The sequence below is a fragment of the Williamsia sp. Y853 genome, assembly GCF_056786495.1.
Genome location: NZ_JBXCJC010000001.1, coordinates 521716 through 542359, shown reverse-complemented (window position 1 = coordinate 542359; position 20644 = coordinate 521716). Strand labels below are relative to the sequence as shown.

The following is a 20644-nucleotide window of genomic DNA, read 5'->3' as shown; positions in this document are numbered from 1 at the left end:
GCGACAAGCTATTTCGTCAGAAAGTGATCTGTGATGACTCCTACTGATCGAGTCGTCGCGACTGAATCCGCCGTGGAGCTGTTGACCAAGTTGTCGGAGCTCCACGGCGGCCTCATGATCCACCAGTCCGGTGGATGTTGTGACGGCAGCGCGCCCATGTGTTACCCGGTAGGGGAGTTTCGTGTCGGCAGCAGAGACGTGCTGCTCGGCGAGATCGAACTCCCGGAACCGCTGCCTGCGGTGCGGGTCTGGATCCAGGGTGACCAGTACGAACTGTGGAAACACACCCAGCTCATCCTCGACGTCGTGCCCGGACGTGGTGCCGGATTCAGCCTCGAGGCACCCGAAGGCGTTCGTTTCCTGGCCCGCTCCAGGGTCTTCGACGAAGCCGAGAACACCTGGCTCGACGCCTGCCCACCGCGCACGGGCGCCGACGTCACCTGAACGACGAGGTTAGCCATCTATTCGGCTTCTTTGATCCATCTCGTTGCGTACATCGTGTTCGGGCCAAAGAACTCGTGGACGACGTCATCGACTGCGTTCAAGCCGTTTTCACTGTTGGTCATGATCATCACGCTGCGTCCGGTCGCGGGGTACGCGATGAAAAAGGCCTTGTATGCGCCGTTGTCACCCCAGTGCCAGATCGCGTCCCCGAGTTCGTTGGTTTGCAGCCCGATACCGAGCCCCCACTTGACGTGGTCGATCGCTTCCTTGTTGCTGCCGCCGTGGTCGGCGCTGCCCGCCGCGGTGAACATCATGTCGCGGGTGCCGGGTGTGAGCCCTTCGCCCTCGAGGAGCGCGCCGCGGATGAACTTGTTGTAGTCGGTCGCCGTGGTCCGCAGGGTGTACGCGACGTTCGCCCGGGGGAAGTTTCGGACGGGTTTCGGGGTGCCGTCCGCGGTGTGGCCGACGGACGTGACCGTGTCGAAGGCTGGGTTGGTGACGAGGTCGCTGCCTTTCATCCCGAACCGGTCGAAGACCCGCTTCCGGACCAGTTGTTCGAAGGGTGTCCCGGTCAGCGACTCTACGGTCTTCTGTAGGTAGTAGAAGCCCTCTCCGGAGTACGACCACTGGGTTCCGGGCTCGAAAATGGTGCTCACCGGCGTGGTTTCGAACTCTGCACTCGACGGCCCGGTCGCCCAGTTCGGCAGACCGGAGGTGTGTGTCATCACCATTCTCCCGGTGATCCGTTTGGCGACCGGGTCTGCCGCGATCCGCGGATAGTCGAAATAGTCCGACAGCGGTCGGTCGAGATCGAGTACGCCCTCGTCCACCAGCTGGAGCACGACGTACGAGGCCACCACCTTCGTCAGCGACGCCGCTTCGAATACCGTATTCGAAGTCACCGGGCTGCCAGTGGCAACGCTCGACACCCCGTAGTTGAAAGCACGCTCGGAGCCGCGGTCCGAATAGATGACTTGGGCGCCGGGAATGCCTTGCTTGATCAAGGCAGCGTTGATCCGCTGTGCGACAGCCACATACGAGTCGTTTGCCGAGGATCCGGTAGATCCGGTAGATCCGGTAGATCCGGTGGATCCGAGAGAGCCAAGCCAGCCCGGGGTGCTGGACGTGTCGGCCAGGGCCGGAGCAGCAATTGATGCGGAGAGCGCAATTGTACTGGAAAGGGCCACAGCGAGAACAGGTACCAGTACCTTGTGTTGGACAGACTTCACTTGACACCTTTGGACGATTGGTCGACGGACTCGCTGATTCTAGGGCGGGCCGGAGCCGAGATTGCCCCTGTTAACCAGATCCTTACCTACGCAAACGAGATTGAAACAAACAGTCAATTCTGTCGTTCTTCCTGCCACACAACAGGTCCCAAGTGTTCTGCATCACTGTACGGTTGGGAGCCGAATAGCTCCTTCTATGAAGTGGCATCGGCTCGAAGCGGATATCAAGTTGCCGGACTGGCTCGACGCCTGCCTACCGCGTCGGTTCGACGATGTCTCAACGAGGCGGGCGCAGGCCGTCGAGCACAACGGTGAGTAGATGGCGTGCGCGAGTCGGCCATTCGGATGCCTCCAGGCGGGTGAGGTAGCCGATCAGCAGTATGACGTCGCGGGCGTCCACGTCGGGCCGGATGCTTCCATCGGCCTTACCGGCGTCGAGGAGCTGTGTCAGTGCTTTCCCGATCGGTCCGAGGCTGTGCGCTGAAAGGTCTTGCCAAACAGCCACTTCCACGGCTGCGAAAATCCACCGTTTGATCTGGGCGTAGTCGGCGACCCGGTCGAACCACAGTGCCAAGGCCACGGTCGGCTCGTTCTCGGTCAGGAGTGCCGGTGCAGCGGCAACCAGCTGTTCGACCTCGACGCGGTAAACCTCGGTGAGCAGATCTTCTCTGGTCGGGAAGTGTCGATAGAGCGTGCCCTGGCCGACCCCGGCCTGCTTGGCGATTGCGTTGAGTTGTAACTCATCTGAGGTTGCGATGAACTCCCGCGCGGCATCGATGATGCGCATGCGGTTCTCGGTTGCGTCGGCTCTTCGGCGGGAGGAGGTCATCGGGTCCCAACCGTACTCGACTGGCTAAGCGGACACATGTCCGCTACCGTGAACTCACCTAAGCGGACACGTGTCCGCTACGAGTGAGGGAGTTCTTTTATGTCAGATCTGCGCGGCAAAGTTGTTGCAATAACCGGCGCGAGCAGTGGCATAGGGGAGTCCACTGCGCGCCTGCTTGCCGAGCGTGGAGCAGCAGTTGTGCTCGGCGCCCGTCGTGTCGATCGGCTGGCGAGGATTGTGGACGACATCAATGATCGAGGCGGTCGCGCGATTGCCTGCGCAACGGATGTGACCGTGCCGGACGATCTCAAACGTCTTGTCGCTCGGGCGGTTGAGGAATACGGCCGCCTTGATGTCCTGGTGAGCAACGCGGGGATCAGCAAGATCGGGCCGGTCGCCGACCTCGATGTCGAGGGTTGGTCAGCAATGATCGACGTGAACGTTCGAGGTGTGCTGCACGGAATCGCGGCTGCATTGCCGGTCTTTCGGGACCAGGGAGAAGGCCATCTCGTGACAACGGTGTCGACGTCCGGTCTGAAGATCGTCCCGAATCAGGCGGTATACGCAGGCACTAAGAATGCGGTCCGGACTCTACTCGAGGCGCTTCGGCAGGAATCGACCGACGGCGTACTGAGGACAACATCGATCTCACCGGGCATGGTCAGCACCGAACTCGCCGATTCGATCAGCAACGACGAAGTGCGGGCACAGATCAGACGGAGTATGAGTGACTTCGGTCTCGACCCGGCGGCAGTCGCCCGAGCCATCGCTTTTGCCATCGAGCAACCGAGAGAGGTGGAGATCGGCGACATCGTTCTTCGTCCGACGTTGCAAGCCTAGGAGCTACAACCAAGGGCCCTTCCAGTGGCGCGTTGGCGGTCGCATATTCTGCCCGCAGCACCCCGGAAGGAACGTTGAGCAGTGATACAGGATAAGCAGTGACCGCGCTCCGGCCGGTCACGTTCCACTCGGTGATGCGTGGTTTGGGCCCTTCCGCTGCCGCTGGTCAACCGCGCGAGATGTTTCGGGCGGGACTCGGCATCTTGATCGGCCTGGGTGTGGTCGGGTTGCTGCTACTGGTGCCGGGTGTGGATCAAGAGCTCGGGCTGTACATGATCGCGCCGTTCGGTGCGACAGCCGTTCTGGTGTTCGCGGCGCCGAGTAGTCCGCTGGCGCAACCGTGGCCCGCAGTTGTCGGTAATACGATCTCCGCGGTTGTCGGTGTCGCCGTGACCCTGCTGGTACCCGATGTGACGTTGCGGATCGCGCTTGCCGTCGGGCTGGCGGTGGCCGCAATGATCCTGGTGCGCGCGGTGCACCCGCCTGCAGGCGCGGTCGCGATGACGGCCGCGTTGTCCCCGGATGCCGTTGATGCCCTGGGATTTCGGTTCGCTCTCGCGCCAGTCGCCGCCGGTACCGTCCTACTCGTGGTCCTTGCGGCGGCGTATGGACGCGCGACCGGAAGGCACTATCCGTTCCGACAGTTCGATGCAGCTCCGCCACCCGCGGAAAGACTTGGTCTCAGCGAAGACGAGCTGTCCGGAATCCTTCAGCACTACCGGCAGACGCTGAACCTCGGTGTCGCCGACCTTGCCCGGTTGATCGGCGCGGCAGAACTACAGGCCGCGAGTCATCGAACCGGGCCGTTGAAGGCCGACGACGTCATGTCTCGCGACCTGGTGACCGTGCCGCCGGATGCAACGCTCGATGATCTCGCGGAACTGTTTCGGCTGCACGGGTTCACGTCATTGCCGGTGGTGGATCACGGCGGCGGATTCCTCGGGGTTGTCTTTCAGATTCACTTGATAGTTCGGCTCCAGGATCCGGAAGCGCGCGGAGGATTCGGGAAGCCGACGCTTCGGTGGGCAGATCGCCGTGGGGAGGTGATCAGGGCGCGCGACCTCATGGCGGTCGAACCGGCCGTCGCGTCACCGACGACACCGGTCGCTGCAATGCTGCCGTGGCTGTCCGAGAGTGGTTGCGAGGCAGTGCCGGTCCTCGATGGCAGGGCACTCGTCGGCATCGTCACCCAGACCGACTTGATCGCGGCTCTGGCACGGCAGACCCTGATCGGACCAGTGCCGCTGTGAGGATGACGCCGACCATCAGGAATGCCGCGACGTAGCCGGCCACCGCTGCCCAACCCCCGGCCGTATAGGCAAGACCGCCCAGCGCCCCAACCAGGGAAGCCCCGATGTAGTAGCTGAGCACGTACAGGGATGACGCCTCGCCACGGTGTTGCGTGGCGCGCGCACCGACCCAGGCGCTCGCCACCGAATGTGCGGCGAAAAAGCCTGCCGTGAAAAGGGATATACCGATCAGGATCGTCGGCAGCCAGTCCGGCAGGCTCAATGCCAGGCCGGTGATCATGACGCCGATGGCGATGACCAGCACTCGGCGCCTGCCCCAGGAATCGGCCATCCGCCCGGCGACGGCGGACGAGATCGTTCCGGACAAATACAGGGTGAAGACCAGTCCGGCCAAGATCACCGGCAGGTTGAACGGACTGGCGATCAGCCGATATCCGAGAAAGTTGTAGACGGTCACAAACCCGCCCATCAGGACAAACGCCAGACCGAACAGACACAGTAGGGGTGTGTCACGCAGGTGGACGGCCAGGTTGCGAAGCGTCTTGCGTAGCGAAACCCGTTGGGGGACGAAGTTATTCGACTCCGGGACCAGTTTGATGAACGCCACCGCGAATCCCAGTGCCACGAGAGATGCCAACTGTAGCGCCCACTGCCAGGCGGTGATGTCGATCGCCAGGGTGGGGATCATCCGCCCGGTCAAACCGCCGATCGTGTTGCCCGCGACGTAGGTTCCCATCGCTGTGCCAAGGGCACGCCCATCGATCTCTTCGGCAAGGTAGGCCATCGCGACTGCGGGAACCCCTGCGCACAACAAACCCTGGACTGCCCGGCCGGTAAGCAAGATCTCGAACGTCGGACTCCAGGGCAGCACAAGTCCCAGTAGGGCGGCGCTCACCGCGGAAATCGACATCACCCGCACCCGGCCGAAACGTTCGGACAACACACTGGCCGGGATGATGGCGATGGCTAGCAGACCTGTACTGACCGAGATCGCCAGAGCAGACGTGGCCGGCGAAACACCGTAGTGCTCCGAGAAAATCGGGAGCAGACCCTGCACGTAGTAGAGGGTCATGAAGGTCGCCGTTCCGGCTGAAAAGAGGGCCAAGGAGGCTCGCCGATAGCCCGGCTCACCGAGACGATATCCCGCAGGCTGCACTTCGGACTGTGGGACGGATGTGTCGGATGCGCTCACTGTGTCTACGGTTCCATGTGTTCGATCCAATAGGAAATGAATCATATGATGATGGCTAATGCGCAAAGTGCATAAGGAGGAAGGATGGCTGCGGACTGGTTCATCACGCTTGCCGAACTACAGAACGTCTCGGCCGCGGCCCGGCGGCTCCATTTGGCCCAGCCGACTTTGTCTCGAATGCTCGGTCGCCTCGAGCGCGAGGTCGGGGTGGCACTGTTCGATCGGCACGCCAAACGGCTGCAACTCAATGCGTTCGGCGAGATCTACCTTCGCCACCTTCGTCGTGCGGTGGCAGAGATGGATACCGCGAAGTATGAGATCGCCCAGTTGGCCGACCCGGTCGAAGGGTCGATCGACCTGGCATTTCTGCACTCGTTCGGAGTCTGGCTGGTACCCAGCCTGATTGGCGACTTCCGCCGCGAACGGCCGTCCAGGGTGGCGTTCACGCTTACGCAGGGCGCCGCCGATCCGGTGATCGAGCGTGTGCTCACCGGGCCCGCGGACATGGCCGTCGTGTCGCCGCGTCCGCTCACCACCGAAGTCGGGTGGTCGCTGATCATGCGCCAGCGGTTGGCACTTGCGGTGCCGGCGGACCACCCGCTGGCGGTGCGCGACGAGATAACCGTCGTCGAGGCGAGCGAGGAGTCGTTCATCACTGTGGCGCAGGGGTACGGAATGCGGCGGATCCTCGAAGAGCTCTGTGTCGACGCCGATTTCCGGCCCAACATCACCTTTGAGACCACTGAGCTCGGGACGGTTGCAGGCCTGGTGGCCGCCGGATTGGGGGTGTCCATTCTTCCGGTCGAGGGCAATCCGCAGCTGCCCCCGGGTGTGGTTCTCATCCCCTTCGTGGGTGAAGAGACGTCGCGCGAGGTGGGGCTGATCTGGAAACGCGACAGCGCAATGAGTCCGGCGGCTTCTCGATTTCGGGACTTCGTCACCGAGTGGGCGAGATCGGCGGACGCCTGATCGACGAGATCGTCAGGCCGCGATGTTGCGCTTCTTGGGCCGGATGCGGTGCGGATCGACATCGAAATCCTCTTCGGCGAGCCCGAAGGAGATGATCCGCGTCGGGTGGATGCGGATGATCGGGCCCGCAGCGCTGCGTGGTTCGACCTGCTCGGCAGTGCCGCGGATCTCGAGGCAACGCACCCGCCAGGGGTCCCGGGAGGCGATGTCATCGACCACGAATGCGACCGTGGGGTTGGCGGCGAGATTCTTGTATTTCTGACTTGCCGCCATGTTGAACCCGGTGATGTCGATTGTGCCGAGGTCGATGTTGCACGTGAAACCAACAGGATTCACCTGTGGGTTTCCTCCTGGCTGGAGCGTCGCCAAACGTCCCAGATCCTGCGTCGCAAGGTATTCGATCTCGTCGTCTGTGAACGTCATCTTGTTCCCCATCTCGTCGTCGGCAGAGTTGCTGTCCACAGTTTCCGACTTCAAGTGGACTTGAAGTCAACCCGAGATGGGGTCGACAGCTACATGGACTTCACGGCCGCAATAGCCCCACCGTCGACGAGGAGGTCGATGCCGCTGATGAAGGTCGCGTCGGGGCCGAGCAGGAACGCGACAGCAGCGGCGATGTCGTCGGGGGTACCGAGCCGCTTCGTGGCGGAGCGTTCGACCATCATGCGCATACCCGCACCGCTTTCACCGGCGAGTTCCTGTTGTCCCATCGGGGTCGAGATGACGCCGGGGCTGACGGAGTTGATGCGTGCCCCGCGTGCGCCCCACTGTCCGCTTGCGGCCTGCACGCGAAGTGCGTTGGCGCGCTTGGCAATCGCATAGTTGACGCCGGGCTCGAGGTCGGTGCGCAGGAACGGCAGTTGCAGCAGCTCAGTGGTCGGGGTGCGGGCAAGGGCCTTCTCCTGCTCGCCGTCGAGCCCTCCGGCACCCAGGTATCCCGACATGCTCGAGATCACCACGCCGGCGCCACCGGGCGCGATGATCTGCCCGAATGCGTCGAGCGACAGGGCGACTCCGAGGAGGTCCACCTTCAGGATGGATTCCGAATCTGCCTGTGTCGGAGACAGTCCGGCGGTGTGGGCGACCTCGGTGACGGCACCGAGTGAGGCCGCGGTGTCGGCCAGGGTGGCAATCGATTCCGGAAGCCCGACATCGACCTGCTGCGTCGTCACCGTATGGCCTTCGCCGCTGAGGGTTTTGGCTGCGGCAGCGAGGGTTTCGGTGTTGAAGTCTGCGAGCAGAATGTGCTTGCCCGGGCCCTGTCTGCGGGCGACCGCGAGACCCATTCCGCCGACCCCGATGACAACCAGCACGTTCTTGTCCATCACTGCACTCCTGTACTCGAAGGTGGCTGGGTTGCCGCCTCCCCTGACCTGTCGACGATCGACTGCACCGGTGTGCGCGAACCAATTGCCGACATTCTGCAGGCTACTGCTTTAGTCGGGCATCAGCGCAAGTCTGCGGTAGCTGAGCGCGAAATCCGAGCCCATCCTGACGATCTCGATACGCGCGGGTGAGGAGAAAACGCCGCGGGCCTGCTCTTGGGTGCATAGGTTGTCGTTTGACCACTTACGTGTCCGGGTGCCCGCGCCGGGCCTCAACTGAGCAGAGTCGGAGATCTCTATGGCTACCTTTGTGCTGGTACACGGCGGAGGACATGGCGGTTGGTGCTACCAAGCAGTCGCGCGACTGCTTCGGTCTGCGGGCCACGACGTCTACACGCCGACACTGACCGGTCTGGGCGAGAGATCGCACCTCGTATCCAAGGATGTGAACCTCGACGTCCAGATCACCGACGTGGTCAACGTTTTGGAGTTCGAGGATCTGCACGACGTGATCCTGGTGGGCCACAGCTACGGCGGGATGATCATCACCGGGGTCGCGGATCGTGCCACCGCGCGGATCGGTCATCTGGTGTATCTCGATGCCGCCAATCCTGAGAACGGTCAATCGCTTGCCGACGTCGCAGGACTGCTGATGGAGGCATCCCGGTCGGTCGGGCGAGTGGTGGACGGCGTCGAACTCGTGCTGTTCCCGGGCACCGATCCGATGGGGTACTACGGCGTGACAGACCCCGATCAGATCGCCTGGATGAAGCCGAAACTCACCCCGCATCCGTGGGCCTGCTTCGAACAGAAGTTGTTGTTGGACAACGAATCCGACATTCGCGAGATACCGCAGTCACACATCGTGTGTACCGCGACCCTGCCGTTCCGCGACGTGGCAGCGTTGCAGGCCGCATCGGACGGGCGGGTGTGGGATATCGACACCGGCCACGATTTGATGATCTCCGAACCCGAAAAAGTGACCGAAATGCTGCTTCGGCTGGTTTAGTCCGCCAACTTCTTCCCCGGGAGCCGGCGCGGAGGGAAATGTTCCCTTGGTGGCCGCTCTCGGGATGAACTTGTCCATGTCCTCCCCAACCGATCAGCTGGGCTGGTCAAACGCGTGTGGTCGACACTTATACTCGATCCGAATCGCGTGGCCGGGGGGTCTGGCCTGCAGTGGGGGAGACTGAGATGAGCAATTTTCAGGCTGATGTCGACGAGTTGGTACGGCTTGGCGGGGTCTTACATGGACTTGCGGCGGAAGCGGCCGCCTTGCGGGTCGGACCGGCTGCCGGTCCGTATTCGTCCGTTCAAGGAGGAATCCTGGCATCGGTCGCCGAAGCATCTTCGATTTCGGGTGATTTGATCGATGGTGCACTCGTGCCTGCCCTGGACGAGCGCCTTGGCGAGACCGGGGACGTGATGATCAATGTCGCCTGCCAGTTCCGAGCCGTAGACGAACAGTCGGCAGCCAATCTCGCGTCGACATTCACCGCAGCAACCGGTGACTGGAACCCGGAGGAACCTGTCTGATGGTGACCAGATCACAACTGGCGGCGTTCAACCCGGCGACGCTGACCAGCATTGCTGATGCCTGGACGGCGCTGGGTGTCAGTGCAGAAGCCCTGTTCGAGCGGTATCAGGCCAGCGTCACAAGAGCGGGCGAAATCTATTGGGAGGGTACGACCGCTGAAGCCGTTCAGGCTCGCGCAACCGCAGATAAGACTGCCGTCGGGACGGTCTCGGATGCGCTCGACGCGGTGGCGACGACGGCAAGGCAGGGCTTCTACGAGATCGATGCACCCTTGCAGCGCGCCAGGGCCGCCATTCTGGCCGCAGAGACCGACCGTTTCACAGTCTCGGAATCTCTGGCGATCACCGACAGTGAGTCCGATCCTGACGATGACCGGGTCGCCCTGCTCGCCGAACGTGTACGTGAGTTGAACGACGCCGTGACTGCCACCATCAACGCGGACGAGTCGGTCAAGGGCCAGCTGGATGCCGCGCGAGAAGGACTCACGGCGACGTTCACCTCGGCCGCGACATCGGGCGGGGGACAGGGTAGGGCTGACGGTCAGGCCCTGGCCAACGACCCCTCCGCGTTGACTCCGGAGCAACTGCGGCGCATCCAAGAAAGCGCGCACCTGACTGACGCGCAACTCGACGCACTCGCTCGCGGCGAAACCGCTGCCATCCCGGCATCGCAGATGGAGTACCTGAATCAGCTGAGTACGGCGCTGGACGGCAAGTCACCGCAGGAGATTCAAAACCTGCTTTCGAAGTTGTCGCCGGGTAACCAAGCAGCAGTGGCGAATTCGTTGCAGATTCTGTCGAACGAGAAGGTGACAGCCTCAGTGCGCGGCGATGTCGAGGTTCCGACCAACGGTGGACTCGACTGGTTGCCGACTGGGATGAAGGAATCGCTGACTCGGGATGATCTGACGGTCATCGGTTTTGAGGCAGCCGGGAGCAGCGTGCTGCCGAGCGTGGCCCTGAATGGCGTCGCCGACAACAAAGCGATCGCCGGAATCGTTGCGAAGGGCGACGGTAGGTATCAGAGCGGCACTGCGCTCGACAGCGCACTGCTCGACGTCGGGCGACAGTACCTGGATGCACAGGTTGCGCACGAGCAGAGTCCGAACAGCAAGTTCGAGTACTTCACCGTGGATGGACGTGGCACTCAGGACATGGCGATCACCGAAGAAATCTTCAGCGCGGTGGGCGGCGACAAGATTGCTGTCGCAGCGGCAGTGGATGATTCGGGCCATGGTGGTGATTTTGTGAAGGATGTGCTTGCGCACAACTGGACTGACGATGGCAAGGCAGCGTCGACGCTCTTTCAGTTCAACGAAGGCGACGCGACGATAGAAGACCATGCCAACGCGAACGATGTTGCGACAGCGACCCGTACGGGCAACATCATGGAGGCCGTTGCGCGTGCGTCGAGTACGGACCAAGCGTGGGAGTATCTGCGGAACGTTCCAGGTGCCGACCAACAATCGGCCGGACAACTCAACCCTGAACTAATGCAAACAGTTGCCAGCAGTATGAGCCCCTACGTGGGAATTATGGCGGGTGGTGGCAGCGACATTGTCGACGGCTTTGACCCGGGGGGATGGTCAGACCCTGATGGGAATCTGAACTTCTTCGGCTCGGCAAATGTGTTCGCTTTGATGAACACGGATGCAGTGGCAGGGACCACGTTTACGCAAGCCGTAATCGGGGAGCAACTGGCGGCCGAAGGGCGATATGCATCCGACCCATCGTCACCCCTTGCGGAAGGGAATCTGTTGAAGGTTGGGGCCCTACTCGGTCTCACGGATAAAGGCATGCTTCTCGCGATGCAGGATCAGTATAACGACGAGGCCGCCCACGAGGAAGAAATATATGCACGGAAAGAAGGTGCATTCACAGGATTGATGGAAGTACTGTCCTTCGGGGTGGACAAGGTTCCCGGCGGGGAGTTTATAAATCTGGCGAAGGATGCGTCGGGTGACATTTTGCAGGAGGCAGTTATTGGCGCGGAGCCAGGCGATCCTAGAGAATCGGCCGTAAGCGGACCAAACTTCTCTCGTCAGGCGTACAACATACTGAATGTGACTCCCGACTTGCCTCCCGAATTTAGACTCAAATACCGAGAGTTCTTCGATGGCCAAGGCAAGTTGATGAGCTGGGACGAGGTGGTTGACAGTGGACTGCCTGTGACTTCCGCGGCGGCGGGATACGACAGCATGCTCCAGGAAGTGTACAAAAGTGAGACCGTTGTCCAGAACATCCGGAACGGATACAGCGACGCAATACGCGACCACACAAAGAGTGACGACAAGGACTCCGATGGCGGTTAGTCGGGTTTGGCGGGTTGCAATCCTCACGGCGTGCAGTGTTTTGGCCGTGACGGCGTGTGGTGATGGGGCCGATTCCTCACCAGCGTCGTTGAAGTCTGAGAGGTTTACAAACTTCACGCCACATATCTGGTCGGCGGAATCCGGTATCGATTTGTTTGGTCGTGGATCGGAGTTGATACGGGCGGCGAGTGAAGCCGGGTTCTATTGGCCCGCTATTGAAGAAATTGATGATTACTACCCGGGATTCATTTCGGCTTTGGTTCCGGAACAAGGCAACTTTGCTCGCACTCGTTGGGAGACTCGAGCGGAGTATCTGGACGCGCTCGACGAGACAATGTTCCTTCATATTGCGGACTATTCTGAGAGTGAATCGCGGGTGGCAGCGACGGTATGCCACTACACGCTTCACTCGACGCCGGGATCTAACGAGGTCGACCCCCCGAGCCGCGCATATCGGATCGTTTTGGAGAACGTAGGCGAGTCAAAGGGGACGCCGGGCGTGGTCGACCATGACGCGGCGCACGGTTCAGAGGAACAGCAGACACCATCGTGGAATGTCTTCGGGTCGTGGAAGATCAGGCTGGGGCAGGTCTTCTTTGGTGGGACTCAGGAGGCTCCGACCAAAGATGGGTTCTTCATTCCGCAGGAGTGCCGAGATTGGTGGGCGGAGAGGTTTCCAGGATTGGCACCGTTGGAACCCGGATCCCCTTATCAGACACAACCACCGGGGTTTGTAGCGCCGGTGATGCCGGTGGGAGTGCAGTTTCCGGGCTGGATCGGTCCTTCGAACGTGGCGTAGTTGGTGAGGGCCCCGGGATTGTTCCTCGGCAGGAGGCAACTCAGGGGGATGAAGTTGGGTAGAAATCGTGGCTGGCTGGTGAGCTTCGCCAGTGATCAGTAACCGAGAGCCAGGGGAGTCCGATGGTGGTTAGTCGGGTTTGGCGGTTAGCGTCCCTCGCCGCGTGCGCAGTCCTGGGCGCGGCTGCATGTGGAGAACTGGATGTAGAGCGATTGTCGGCCGAGCCTGAATCATTCAGCAACTTCACGCCACATGTGTGGTCGGCGGAATCCGGCGTCGATGTGTTCGGGCGCGGGCCAGAACTGCTGCGTGCGGCGAGTGAAGCGGGCTTCTACTGGCCTGCGATCGAAGAGATCGATGACTACTTCCCTGGTTTCACGGGCGCTCTGGCTCCTGGGCAGGAACCCTTCACACTCGCTCGTTGGGAGGACCGATCAGAGTATCTCGCTCCGATAGACGAGACGGTCTTCTTGCATATCGCCGACTACTCAGAAACGGACACAGTGATATCGGCGTCGGTCTGTAGTTACATGCTGCACTCGATTCCGGGGGTGGACGATGTAAATCCGCCGACCGGTGTGGATCGAATCGTGTTGGAGAACGTTGGCGGGTCAACGGGCGCGGCCGGTGTGGAAGATGTCGATCCGGATCACGGAACCGAACTGCAGCGGTCGCCGTCATGGAATGTGTTCGGGTCATGGATGATTCGATTGGGCAAGCCGATCTTTGGCGGTACCGAAGAGGCGCCGCGGGACGACGGTCTCTTTGTTCCGCAGGAGTGCCGAGATTGGTGGGCGGAGAGATTTCCGGGACTGACGCATCCGGATCCTGATTCGCCGTATCAAGAGCAGCCTCCAGGATTTGTGGCGCCAGTTATTCCTGTGGGAGTGCAGTTTCCGGGCTGGATCGGGCCTTCGAACGTGGCGTAGGGGCTTGAGCCGCCAAACTCGCCCCGTAATAGTGTGGCACTCAAAGGATCTCGTTCGGAATGCTCAGTACAGCCCGGGAAAATACTCCTTGCGAATGTGTGTTCGATTGGGTACGGTGGAGTCAGTCGACCACAAGTACGCCGTATCTGACGCCTTCCCCGCAGAGACACTCCGGTCGACGCCCCCGGTTTGCTCTCTCCTTGGAAGGTGCTGTGCTATGCGACTTCTCGAGATGGTCGACGAATTGGTTGACCTGGTCTTAACCGATGATGCAACTGCCACGCTGGGTATGGCGAAGGATCTGATCACCCTGCGTAACGCGACGGAGCATCAGCTCGCGGTGTGTGCTGCGGTGATCGACGAGTCGGGCATCGCCCGTAAGGCCGGCTCGACAACAGCAAAGTTGCTGCAGGCCAACGGTGCTGCACCAGTATCTGCGTACCGCTGGTTACGCATCAGCGCAGGCTTGATGGGTCTGGATCGTACCGCCGGGTATTCGCGGGACGGGTTCCTGTCCTCCGAACACGTGGACGCGGTGGTCAAGGGCGTCGCCCATATCGTCGGCCGGTCCGAGGATCCGGTGACACCCGAACAGCAGGTCGGATTTGAGCGGAAACTGCTGAACCACACCATTTCCGGAGCCGCACCAGCTGAGATCGGTGCAGAGGCCCGCGCGCTGGGCAACGAGGTGGCCAGGGACACCGGTGGTCCGCCGCCGGCTGAGGACCGGTCGCTGAACAGTCTGGACTATGCAGTCCGTGAGGGTCGATGTGTCGGTACGTTCGATGTGGATGCGGTGATCGGGGAGAAGTTGTTTTCCGCGTTGGACTTCTGGTCCAAAGCCCGTCCTGAACCCGACGGCTCGGATGACAGTCGAAGCCCCACCCAACGCCGAGCCGATGCGCTACATCAGTTGTTGGATTGCGGTGGTGGTGGACAAACGCTGGTGTCGGCGCCGCGAACCGAGGTGATGGTCACCGTGCCCGCCGATCATCCCGAGGCTGCCTCGCTGCCGTGGATGGGTCCGATCACCGAAGCAACCGCCGCTGCGTTGGCGTGCGATTCATCAATCACCTCGATCACCCTCGACGGGCAGCAGGTCCCGATCAACCTGAGACCACCGAAACGTTTGTTCACCGGACTGGTCCGTAAAGCGATCATCATCCGCGACACCTGCTGCGTGAAATGCGGTGCCAAGGCCGGCTGGTCGGACTGCCACCACATCGTGCACTTTGTCGACGGCGGCCCCACCACCCTCGACAACGGGTGCTTGCTGTGCCGCACCTGCCATATGGCTGTTCACAACACCGGGTGGGACGTGATCATGGGATCCGACGGACACCCGTGGATGATCCCGCCCGCCGATATCGACCCGCAACGAAGACCGCTACCGGCCTACAACCGGCGAACCCTGACTCTCGCCGCCTAACCGGCGACCACCCCGGATCCGCTGCCGCAACGAGACATTGGCAGCGGCGGACGAGCCATCTCCATCAGTCGCATCCGACCACGCGTCGGGACCGCGCACGAACTCTTGACAACTCCACAGTGTGAACGAGCATTGGTGCTGCCGCCCGGCGGCCGGGCGGCAGCACCAATGCGCCATCTCGATCTAGTCCGCGTATGACTCGTTGAGTTCGGCGATGGTCATCTGTGAGGAATCGGTGATGATGTCGAGGATGTTGCCGTATTCCGGTGAGTCGGAACTGACGATGGATACGTGGTCTTCGCCCTTCAACAGGACGAGTTCGCCGATGCCGCCGCGACGGTCGACCTCGTTGATGTACCGCTCCGACAGGTTCGGTGGCACCAGGGTGTCGGCTGTGCCGTGGACCGCGATCACCGGCATGGTGACGTCGATGTTCTGGATGGGATCGACGGAGGCGTACCGATCGGGAACCTCTTGCGGTGTCCCGCCGAGCACGGTCACGATGCGGTCATTGCCGTGATTGGCGGCGTAGACCATGTCCAGCGGCCCGGCCAAGGAGACAACCCGCGTCGGACGAAATTTGGGACTGTGGCCGACCTCGTTGGCATTCAGCTGATTTCGCGTTCCGGCCCACATGGCCAACTGGGCGCCTGCGCTGTGGCCGACCACCAGCTCGTCATCGACGGTGATTTGGGGGAACTGCTTGTCGATCTCCGGTACGAAGTCGAGGGCGTTGGCGACATCGGTGAAGGTGGTTGGCCAGCCACCTCCGGAACCGACGCGGCGATACTCGATGTTGTAGACGGCCATACCGCGTTTGGCCAGGTCCAGCGCGTACGGGCGCATGGTCTGGGCATCGAGCGCCGACTTCCAGGAGCCCCCGTGGATCAGGACGACGAGCGGCGTCGAATCGGTGGTCTGCTCGCCCGCGGGCAAGTAGAGATCGCCCCAGTTCTGGTCGGGGTCGGCGCTGGGGGAGGCGTCGTATGTGAGTCGATGAACGGTGATCTCGTCGAGCGTTTCCGCGGTCGACGATGGCGCGGCCACCGGAGTCGGTGCTGTGCTGGTACATGCACAGGCCGCGGCGATCACACCGATGAATCCGATAGCAGTGGCCACCGTTTTGAATAGCTTCATGGGAATAGTAAATCGCAGCTGCCCGGAGGAGCTCCCAAAAGGCCGCTGTTTTGTAATCGCTAATAACAATGAATTGATGTGGATCCGGGAGTGCCTCTCGCACAATGACATTTGTCATGTCGGATTCGTGACATCGACAGTGTGATGACTGCGGTAATCAGCGCATGATCAATTCATGAGCACAACAGCGATTGAATTGCGTGGACTGACAAAGTCCTTCGCCTCATCCGGCGGGCCGGTGCGGGCCGTCGATGGTGTTGATCTGCAGATCAATGCCGGAGAGGTGGTGGCGTTTCTCGGCCCGAACGGGGCGGGTAAGACGAGCACCATCGACATGATCCTCGGACTCTCCCAACCTCAGTCGGGAGATGTCAGCATCTTCGGTCTCAAACCGTCCGTCGCCGCCGGCAGCGGACGAATTGCCGCCGTGATGCAAACCGGCGGCCTACTACCCGATTTCACGGTCTCCGAAACGGTCCGGGTGGTTGCCGCGTCCTTCGGTATCAGCTCATTCGGCCACGTCATGGAACGGGCGGGACTCACCGCCATCGCCGAGCGTCAGGTCTCGAAATGTTCTGGCGGTGAGCAGCAGCGGTTGAAGTTCGCGTTGGCGCTGTTGCCTGATCCGGATCTGATCGTTCTCGATGAGCCGACCGCCGGAATGGATGTCGAATCACGCCGCAATTTCTGGGCGACCATGCGAGCCGACGCCAAAAACGGCCGGACCGTGGTGTTTGCGACTCATTATCTGGAAGAAGCCGACGACTTCGCCGACCGTATCGTGATGATGGCCCACGGCCGAATTGTTGCCGACGGTTCGGCTGCGAGTATTCGGGCACAGGCCAGCGGCCGCAGCGTTTCGGCAGTTCTCGGCGGCGACGATTTGGCCCGCACAGTGACGAAATTTCCCGAATTGGCAGACGTCACTGATCGTGGGGGCCGAGTCTTCCTGCGTACGCAGGACTCTGACGAGCTTGCCCGATATCTGCTCACCGAGACCGGGGCGCGCGATGTCGAGATCACCTCGCACAACCTCGAGGACGCCTTCGTCGCACTCACCAGTGAAGACTCGCAGAACCCCGAGAGGATCAAACGATGACCACCCTTACTCCCCCCGCAGGCGGGCTCTTGCGTGGCTTCTCCCTCACCTACATAAGCCTCGATCTGCAGCGGGTACTGCGGAATCGGCGTGCGCTGATCTTCACCATCGCGATTCCGACCCTGATGTATGTGATCTTCGGGGCAAACGCCAGCGACAGCGGTGACAAGATCGGCAGCGCGAACACCGCCGCATACGTGCTGATCCATATGGCGGTGTACGGCGCGATCCTGGCCACCACAACCACAGCTGCATCTGTTGCGATCGAACAGCAGGCCGGTTGGACGCGAACACTGTTGATGACTCCGCTGACCCCGGCGTCCTACGTGCTGTCGAAGGTGGTTGTTGCCCTCACGGTGGCAGCGATGCCACTGGTGTTGCTCTCGGTGGTCGGTGTCTTCACCGGTGCCAAAGCGCCGGTCGGGCTGTGGATCCTCTCGATACTGCTCGGGTGGCTCGGGTCGGCGTTGTTTGCAGCCTTCGGTCTGGCCGTCGGCTTTGCCTTGCGGAGCGATGCCGCAACCCAGGTGCTCGGTGGCGTGCTCACCCTGTTGGCCTTCGCGGGCAACCTGTTCGTCCCTCTCAAGGGTGCAATGCTGACGTTCTCGATGTTCACCCCGATGTTCGGTATCGGAACACTGGCGAACTATCCGCTCACCGGAGGTGAGACGGCGGACGGCGACCACATCTCATTGCTCGTGGTATTCGCCAACATCGTGGTGTGGGGCGCCATCTTCGGATACGCCGCAATTCACTACTACCGCAAAAGCACGACGCGTCAATAGGTAAGTTCAGGTGGGCAACAACTACATCCATCAGAAAGCGGAGACATCAACATGTCATTGATCGCACTTCTCGATCTCAAGTTCAAGGCTGAATCCCTCGACGACGCCAGGACCGTGATGAAGCGGGTTCTCGCGGAAACCAGGGCATTCGAAGGATGCGAAGGTGTCGAGGTGCTGATCGATCAGGCCGACCCGGCTCACTTTCTGGCTGTTGAACGCTGGGCATCCGCCGAGCACGATGCGAAATACCGGGAGTTCCGGGCGGGCGAGGGTGCGATCACCGATCTCGGGCCGCTGCTGGCCGGCCGGCCAGCTCTGACCGTCTACCAGGCTGACAGCGATATCTGAACACTGTCGCTGGGCGCAAGATCTGGTGTCTCGGTGCGGGCGGTCTCATTGACCGCCCGCACCGAGACGTTCAAACCACATCGATGTCGTCTCGGTAGGACTATCCGATGTCGAGACTGACGATGACTGGTTCCGTGCCTGGCGCGACGGCCGTTGGCCCTTCGCGGCGGTGTGGTTGTTGTTTCTGGCCTATCCCATCGCGGAGACGGTGACGTCGACGTCTCTGAGTTTCTCCGTCCGGGTTTTTGGCCTCGTCGCATTGGGCGTCTTTGCGCTGGGCTATCTGTTGTCTTGCGTATACCTGATCAACGATCTGGACCGGGCCACCGGCAGTTGGCGCCGCGGGGCAATTACCGGGTTCCTGTTACTCGCCGCCATCGCAGGCATGATGACGACCATCCTCCATGAGGAGGTCTTTGCGTTGGCGCCCTATCTGATGGCGTTGGCCTCCTTCGCCTTTCCGTTGCCGGTGGCAGTCGCGGTATGTGTGCTGCTGATGGGTGCCGCCGTGCTTTTGCCCGAGCTAGTCGACGATTGGCAGATCGACACCGGAATTGTGTTGATGTTGTTGGTGATCGGGCCGGTGTTGCTGACGGTACGGATGCTCCGAACCAGGGAGGAGTTGCGGGGAGAAGCCGCTGCGACTGCCCGTCGACTCGACGAACAACTCGCCATCATCGGTGAGAGGGAACGGGTGGCACGCGATGTACACGACATACTCGGTCATTCGCTGACCGTGTTGACTATCAAGGCCGAACTCGCAGGCCGGCTGGTCGATGTCGACCGTGCTGCCGCCAAAGCCGAGATAGCCGACCTGCACCGGATCTCTCGTGAGGCGCTTGCGGCGGTCCGGACAACCGTGGGCGGCTTGCGTTCTCCGGATCTCGATTCCGAATTACTCTCGGCGCATACAGCTTTGACGGCCGCACAGATTATCCCTGAGCTCCCTTCGGACACGTCCGTCGTCCGCGTCGAGAATCGCACCCTGTTTGCCTGGGCGCTGCGTGAGGCCATCACAAATGTCGTCCGGCATTCAAGCGCGTCTTCATGCCGAGTAACACTGTCGCCCAGCATGATCTGCGTGATCGACGACGGCGTCGGACAGGCCGGCGGCGGTATCGGGAACGGTCTGCGTGGTCTGCGGGAGCGCGTCGAGGCGGTCGGCGGGCTATTGGTTCTGGAAACCAGCGACGGTACAGCTGTCCGGGTCTCGGTCGAACAAGGAGAGACAGTTTGAGTGAGATCAGGCTGCTGGTCGCCGACGACCAGGCGTTGGTGCGCGGCGCGCTGGCCGCGCTGCTGAACCTGGAGTCGGATCTGACCGTTGTCGCTCAGGTGGGTCGAGGCGACGAAGTGCTCGAAGCGGCCCGAACCCACGCCTGCGACGTCTGCCTGCTCGATATCGAGATGCCCGGGATGGACGGAATCGAGGTGGCGAGCACCCTTCGGCGTGAACTGCCGTCCGTCCGCACCCTGATCGTGACGACATTCGGCAGGCCCGGATACCTGCGCCGAGCCGTTGAAGCAGGCGCCTCGGGGTTTGTTGTCAAAGACACCCCATCCGCGGACCTGGCCGATGCGGTACGTCGGGTCCATGCCGGACTCCGGGTCATCGACCCCACCCTCGCGACCGAGAGCCTGGCCACCGGAGGCAACCCACTGACAGAACGGGAGCGGGACGTGTTGCGGCTGGCGATGACAGGTGCGCCCGTCATCGAGATCGCTGCCCAGGTGCACCTGTCGGCGGGAACCGTGCGCAATTACCTGTCCAGTGCGATCGGCAAGACCGGGACCGGATCCAGGCTCCAGGCCGCGCGGATGGCTCAGCAGCACGGTTGGCTCTGATCAGGTGCGCTCGGTCCTGTTTGTGATGTAGCCGACAAACGAACGTTCGGCAGCTGCGGGAATCGCCCGGAGGAGGGCGGCAGGGGTGGCTTTTTGCCGGGCGCGATTTCAATCCGGCGTGGGTGCCGTGAGAAAATAATTCGATGTTTGTTGCCGGGGTGATCCTCCGTGCAATGATCAGCGATCATCTGTGGTCAGCAACGGCGCTGGCTAGAGCATGTGGGACTGGCCTACGGGCACGTAAGTGCAGGTGGAGCGAGTGTTTAGGTTTACCTTAGCTGGTTAACGTCCCACGTGTGTAACCACTGCTGAAGCGGTGCGCTCCGACTGAGCGCGATGTTTAAGGG

Annotated in this window: 21 protein-coding genes; 15 read left to right on the top strand and 6 right to left on the bottom strand. The window is 61.7% G+C overall.

The annotated features are described in order from the left end of the window. The first annotated feature begins 33 nt into the window (after window positions 1-33). Window positions 34-444 (top strand): DUF779 domain-containing protein, encoded by a 411-nt coding sequence (locus tag AC1TPF_RS02660; RefSeq protein WP_482136641.1) that lies wholly within the window; start codon window positions 34-36, stop codon window positions 442-444. Between the two features lie 17 nt (window positions 445-461). Here the strand turns inward: AC1TPF_RS02660 and AC1TPF_RS02655 are convergent, their stop codons facing one another. Continuing rightward, on the bottom strand, window positions 462-1478 hold the full coding sequence (locus AC1TPF_RS02655; protein WP_482142523.1) for a serine hydrolase domain-containing protein: 1017 nt from the start codon (window positions 1476-1478) through the stop codon (window positions 462-464). 472 nt (window positions 1479-1950) lie between these two features. Next, window positions 1951-2502 (bottom strand): TetR/AcrR family transcriptional regulator, encoded by a 552-nt coding sequence (locus AC1TPF_RS02650; RefSeq protein ID WP_482142522.1) that lies wholly within the window; start codon window positions 2500-2502, stop codon window positions 1951-1953. A 99-nt stretch (window positions 2503-2601) separates the two neighbouring features. Here AC1TPF_RS02650 and AC1TPF_RS02645 point away from each other — a divergent pair, with 99 nt between their 5' ends. Both AC1TPF_RS02645 and AC1TPF_RS02640 read left to right on the top strand, forming a co-directional pair. After that, a complete protein-coding gene (locus tag AC1TPF_RS02645; RefSeq protein WP_482136644.1) occupies window positions 2602-3342 on the top strand; it encodes an SDR family oxidoreductase in 741 nt (246 codons plus the stop codon). 134 nt (window positions 3343-3476) lie between these two features. Next, a complete protein-coding gene (locus tag AC1TPF_RS02640; RefSeq protein ID WP_482144001.1) occupies window positions 3477-4592 on the top strand; it encodes an HPP family protein in 1116 nt (371 codons plus the stop codon). Here AC1TPF_RS02640 and AC1TPF_RS02635 read toward each other — a convergent pair. Beyond that, window positions 4528-5829 carry an MFS transporter gene (locus AC1TPF_RS02635; RefSeq protein ID WP_482142520.1) on the bottom strand — a complete coding sequence of 434 codons (1302 nt, stop codon included), beginning with the start codon at window positions 5827-5829 and terminating at the stop codon, window positions 4528-4530. The two genes, AC1TPF_RS02640 and AC1TPF_RS02635, sit on opposite strands and share 65 nt — an antisense overlap. Before the next feature lie 39 nt (window positions 5830-5868). Here AC1TPF_RS02635 and AC1TPF_RS02630 point away from each other — a divergent pair, with 39 nt between their 5' ends. Further along, a complete protein-coding gene (locus tag AC1TPF_RS02630; RefSeq protein WP_482142518.1) occupies window positions 5869-6753 on the top strand; it encodes a LysR family transcriptional regulator in 885 nt (294 codons plus the stop codon). A gap of 12 nt (window positions 6754-6765) precedes the next feature. On the opposite strand, the gene AC1TPF_RS02625 is transcribed toward AC1TPF_RS02630, so the two are convergent. Next, the gene (locus tag AC1TPF_RS02625) at window positions 6766-7176 is read right to left on the bottom strand and encodes a PPOX class F420-dependent oxidoreductase (protein WP_482143999.1); all 411 of its coding nucleotides are present in this window, start codon (window positions 7174-7176) and stop codon (window positions 6766-6768) included. Window positions 7177-7265: 89 nt separating this feature from the next. After that, window positions 7266-8078, bottom strand: a complete 813-nt coding sequence (locus AC1TPF_RS02620; protein WP_482136647.1) for an SDR family oxidoreductase — start codon at window positions 8076-8078, stop codon at window positions 7266-7268. A 298-nt stretch (window positions 8079-8376) separates the two neighbouring features. Here AC1TPF_RS02620 and AC1TPF_RS02615 point away from each other — a divergent pair, with 298 nt between their 5' ends. From AC1TPF_RS02615 to AC1TPF_RS02590, 6 genes are all read left to right on the top strand, one after another. Then, window positions 8377-9087 (top strand): alpha/beta hydrolase, encoded by a 711-nt coding sequence (locus tag AC1TPF_RS02615; protein ID WP_482142516.1) that lies wholly within the window; start codon window positions 8377-8379, stop codon window positions 9085-9087. A gap of 185 nt (window positions 9088-9272) precedes the next feature. Next, entirely contained in the window at window positions 9273-9614 is a 342-nt protein-coding gene (locus AC1TPF_RS02610; RefSeq protein ID WP_482142514.1) for a hypothetical protein, read from the top strand. Continuing rightward, the gene (locus AC1TPF_RS02605) at window positions 9614-11926 is read left to right on the top strand and encodes a TPR repeat domain-containing protein (protein WP_482142513.1); all 2313 of its coding nucleotides are present in this window, start codon (window positions 9614-9616) and stop codon (window positions 11924-11926) included. Before AC1TPF_RS02610 ends, AC1TPF_RS02605 begins: the two co-directional genes overlap by 1 nt. Before the next feature lie 88 nt (window positions 11927-12014). Then, window positions 12015-12725: a hypothetical protein gene (locus AC1TPF_RS02600; protein WP_482136651.1), complete on the top strand. Its 711-nt coding sequence runs from the start codon at window positions 12015-12017 to the stop codon at window positions 12723-12725. A gap of 212 nt (window positions 12726-12937) precedes the next feature. Continuing rightward, window positions 12938-13654 (top strand): hypothetical protein, encoded by a 717-nt coding sequence (locus AC1TPF_RS02595; protein ID WP_482142511.1) that lies wholly within the window; start codon window positions 12938-12940, stop codon window positions 13652-13654. 217 nt (window positions 13655-13871) lie between these two features. Continuing rightward, a complete protein-coding gene (locus tag AC1TPF_RS02590) occupies window positions 13872-15083 on the top strand; it encodes an HNH endonuclease (protein WP_482142509.1) in 1212 nt (403 codons plus the stop codon). A 183-nt stretch (window positions 15084-15266) separates the two neighbouring features. On the opposite strand, the gene AC1TPF_RS02585 is transcribed toward AC1TPF_RS02590, so the two are convergent. Then, the gene (locus tag AC1TPF_RS02585; RefSeq protein ID WP_482142507.1) at window positions 15267-16220 is read right to left on the bottom strand and encodes an alpha/beta hydrolase family protein; all 954 of its coding nucleotides are present in this window, start codon (window positions 16218-16220) and stop codon (window positions 15267-15269) included. 175 nt (window positions 16221-16395) lie between these two features. Here AC1TPF_RS02585 and AC1TPF_RS02580 point away from each other — a divergent pair, with 175 nt between their 5' ends. The 5 genes from AC1TPF_RS02580 (at window position 16396) to AC1TPF_RS02560 (ending at window position 20297) form a co-directional block, all read left to right on the top strand. Then, window positions 16396-17319 carry an ABC transporter ATP-binding protein gene (locus AC1TPF_RS02580; RefSeq protein ID WP_482136655.1) on the top strand — a complete coding sequence of 308 codons (924 nt, stop codon included), beginning with the start codon at window positions 16396-16398 and terminating at the stop codon, window positions 17317-17319. Then, complete coding sequence (locus AC1TPF_RS02575) at window positions 17316-18104, top strand: ABC transporter permease (protein WP_482136656.1); 789 nt, start codon at window positions 17316-17318, stop codon at window positions 18102-18104. The genes AC1TPF_RS02580 and AC1TPF_RS02575 overlap by 4 nt, the downstream gene beginning before the upstream one ends. 51 nt (window positions 18105-18155) lie before the next feature. Next, window positions 18156-18452 (top strand): putative quinol monooxygenase, encoded by a 297-nt coding sequence (locus tag AC1TPF_RS02570; RefSeq protein WP_482136657.1) that lies wholly within the window; start codon window positions 18156-18158, stop codon window positions 18450-18452. A 208-nt stretch (window positions 18453-18660) separates the two neighbouring features. Continuing rightward, window positions 18661-19689 carry a sensor histidine kinase gene (locus AC1TPF_RS02565; protein WP_482142506.1) on the top strand — a complete coding sequence of 343 codons (1029 nt, stop codon included), beginning with the start codon at window positions 18661-18663 and terminating at the stop codon, window positions 19687-19689. Continuing rightward, the gene (locus tag AC1TPF_RS02560; protein ID WP_482136659.1) at window positions 19686-20297 is read left to right on the top strand and encodes a response regulator transcription factor; all 612 of its coding nucleotides are present in this window, start codon (window positions 19686-19688) and stop codon (window positions 20295-20297) included. Before AC1TPF_RS02565 ends, AC1TPF_RS02560 begins: the two co-directional genes overlap by 4 nt. The last annotated feature ends 347 nt before the right edge of the window (window positions 20298-20644 follow it).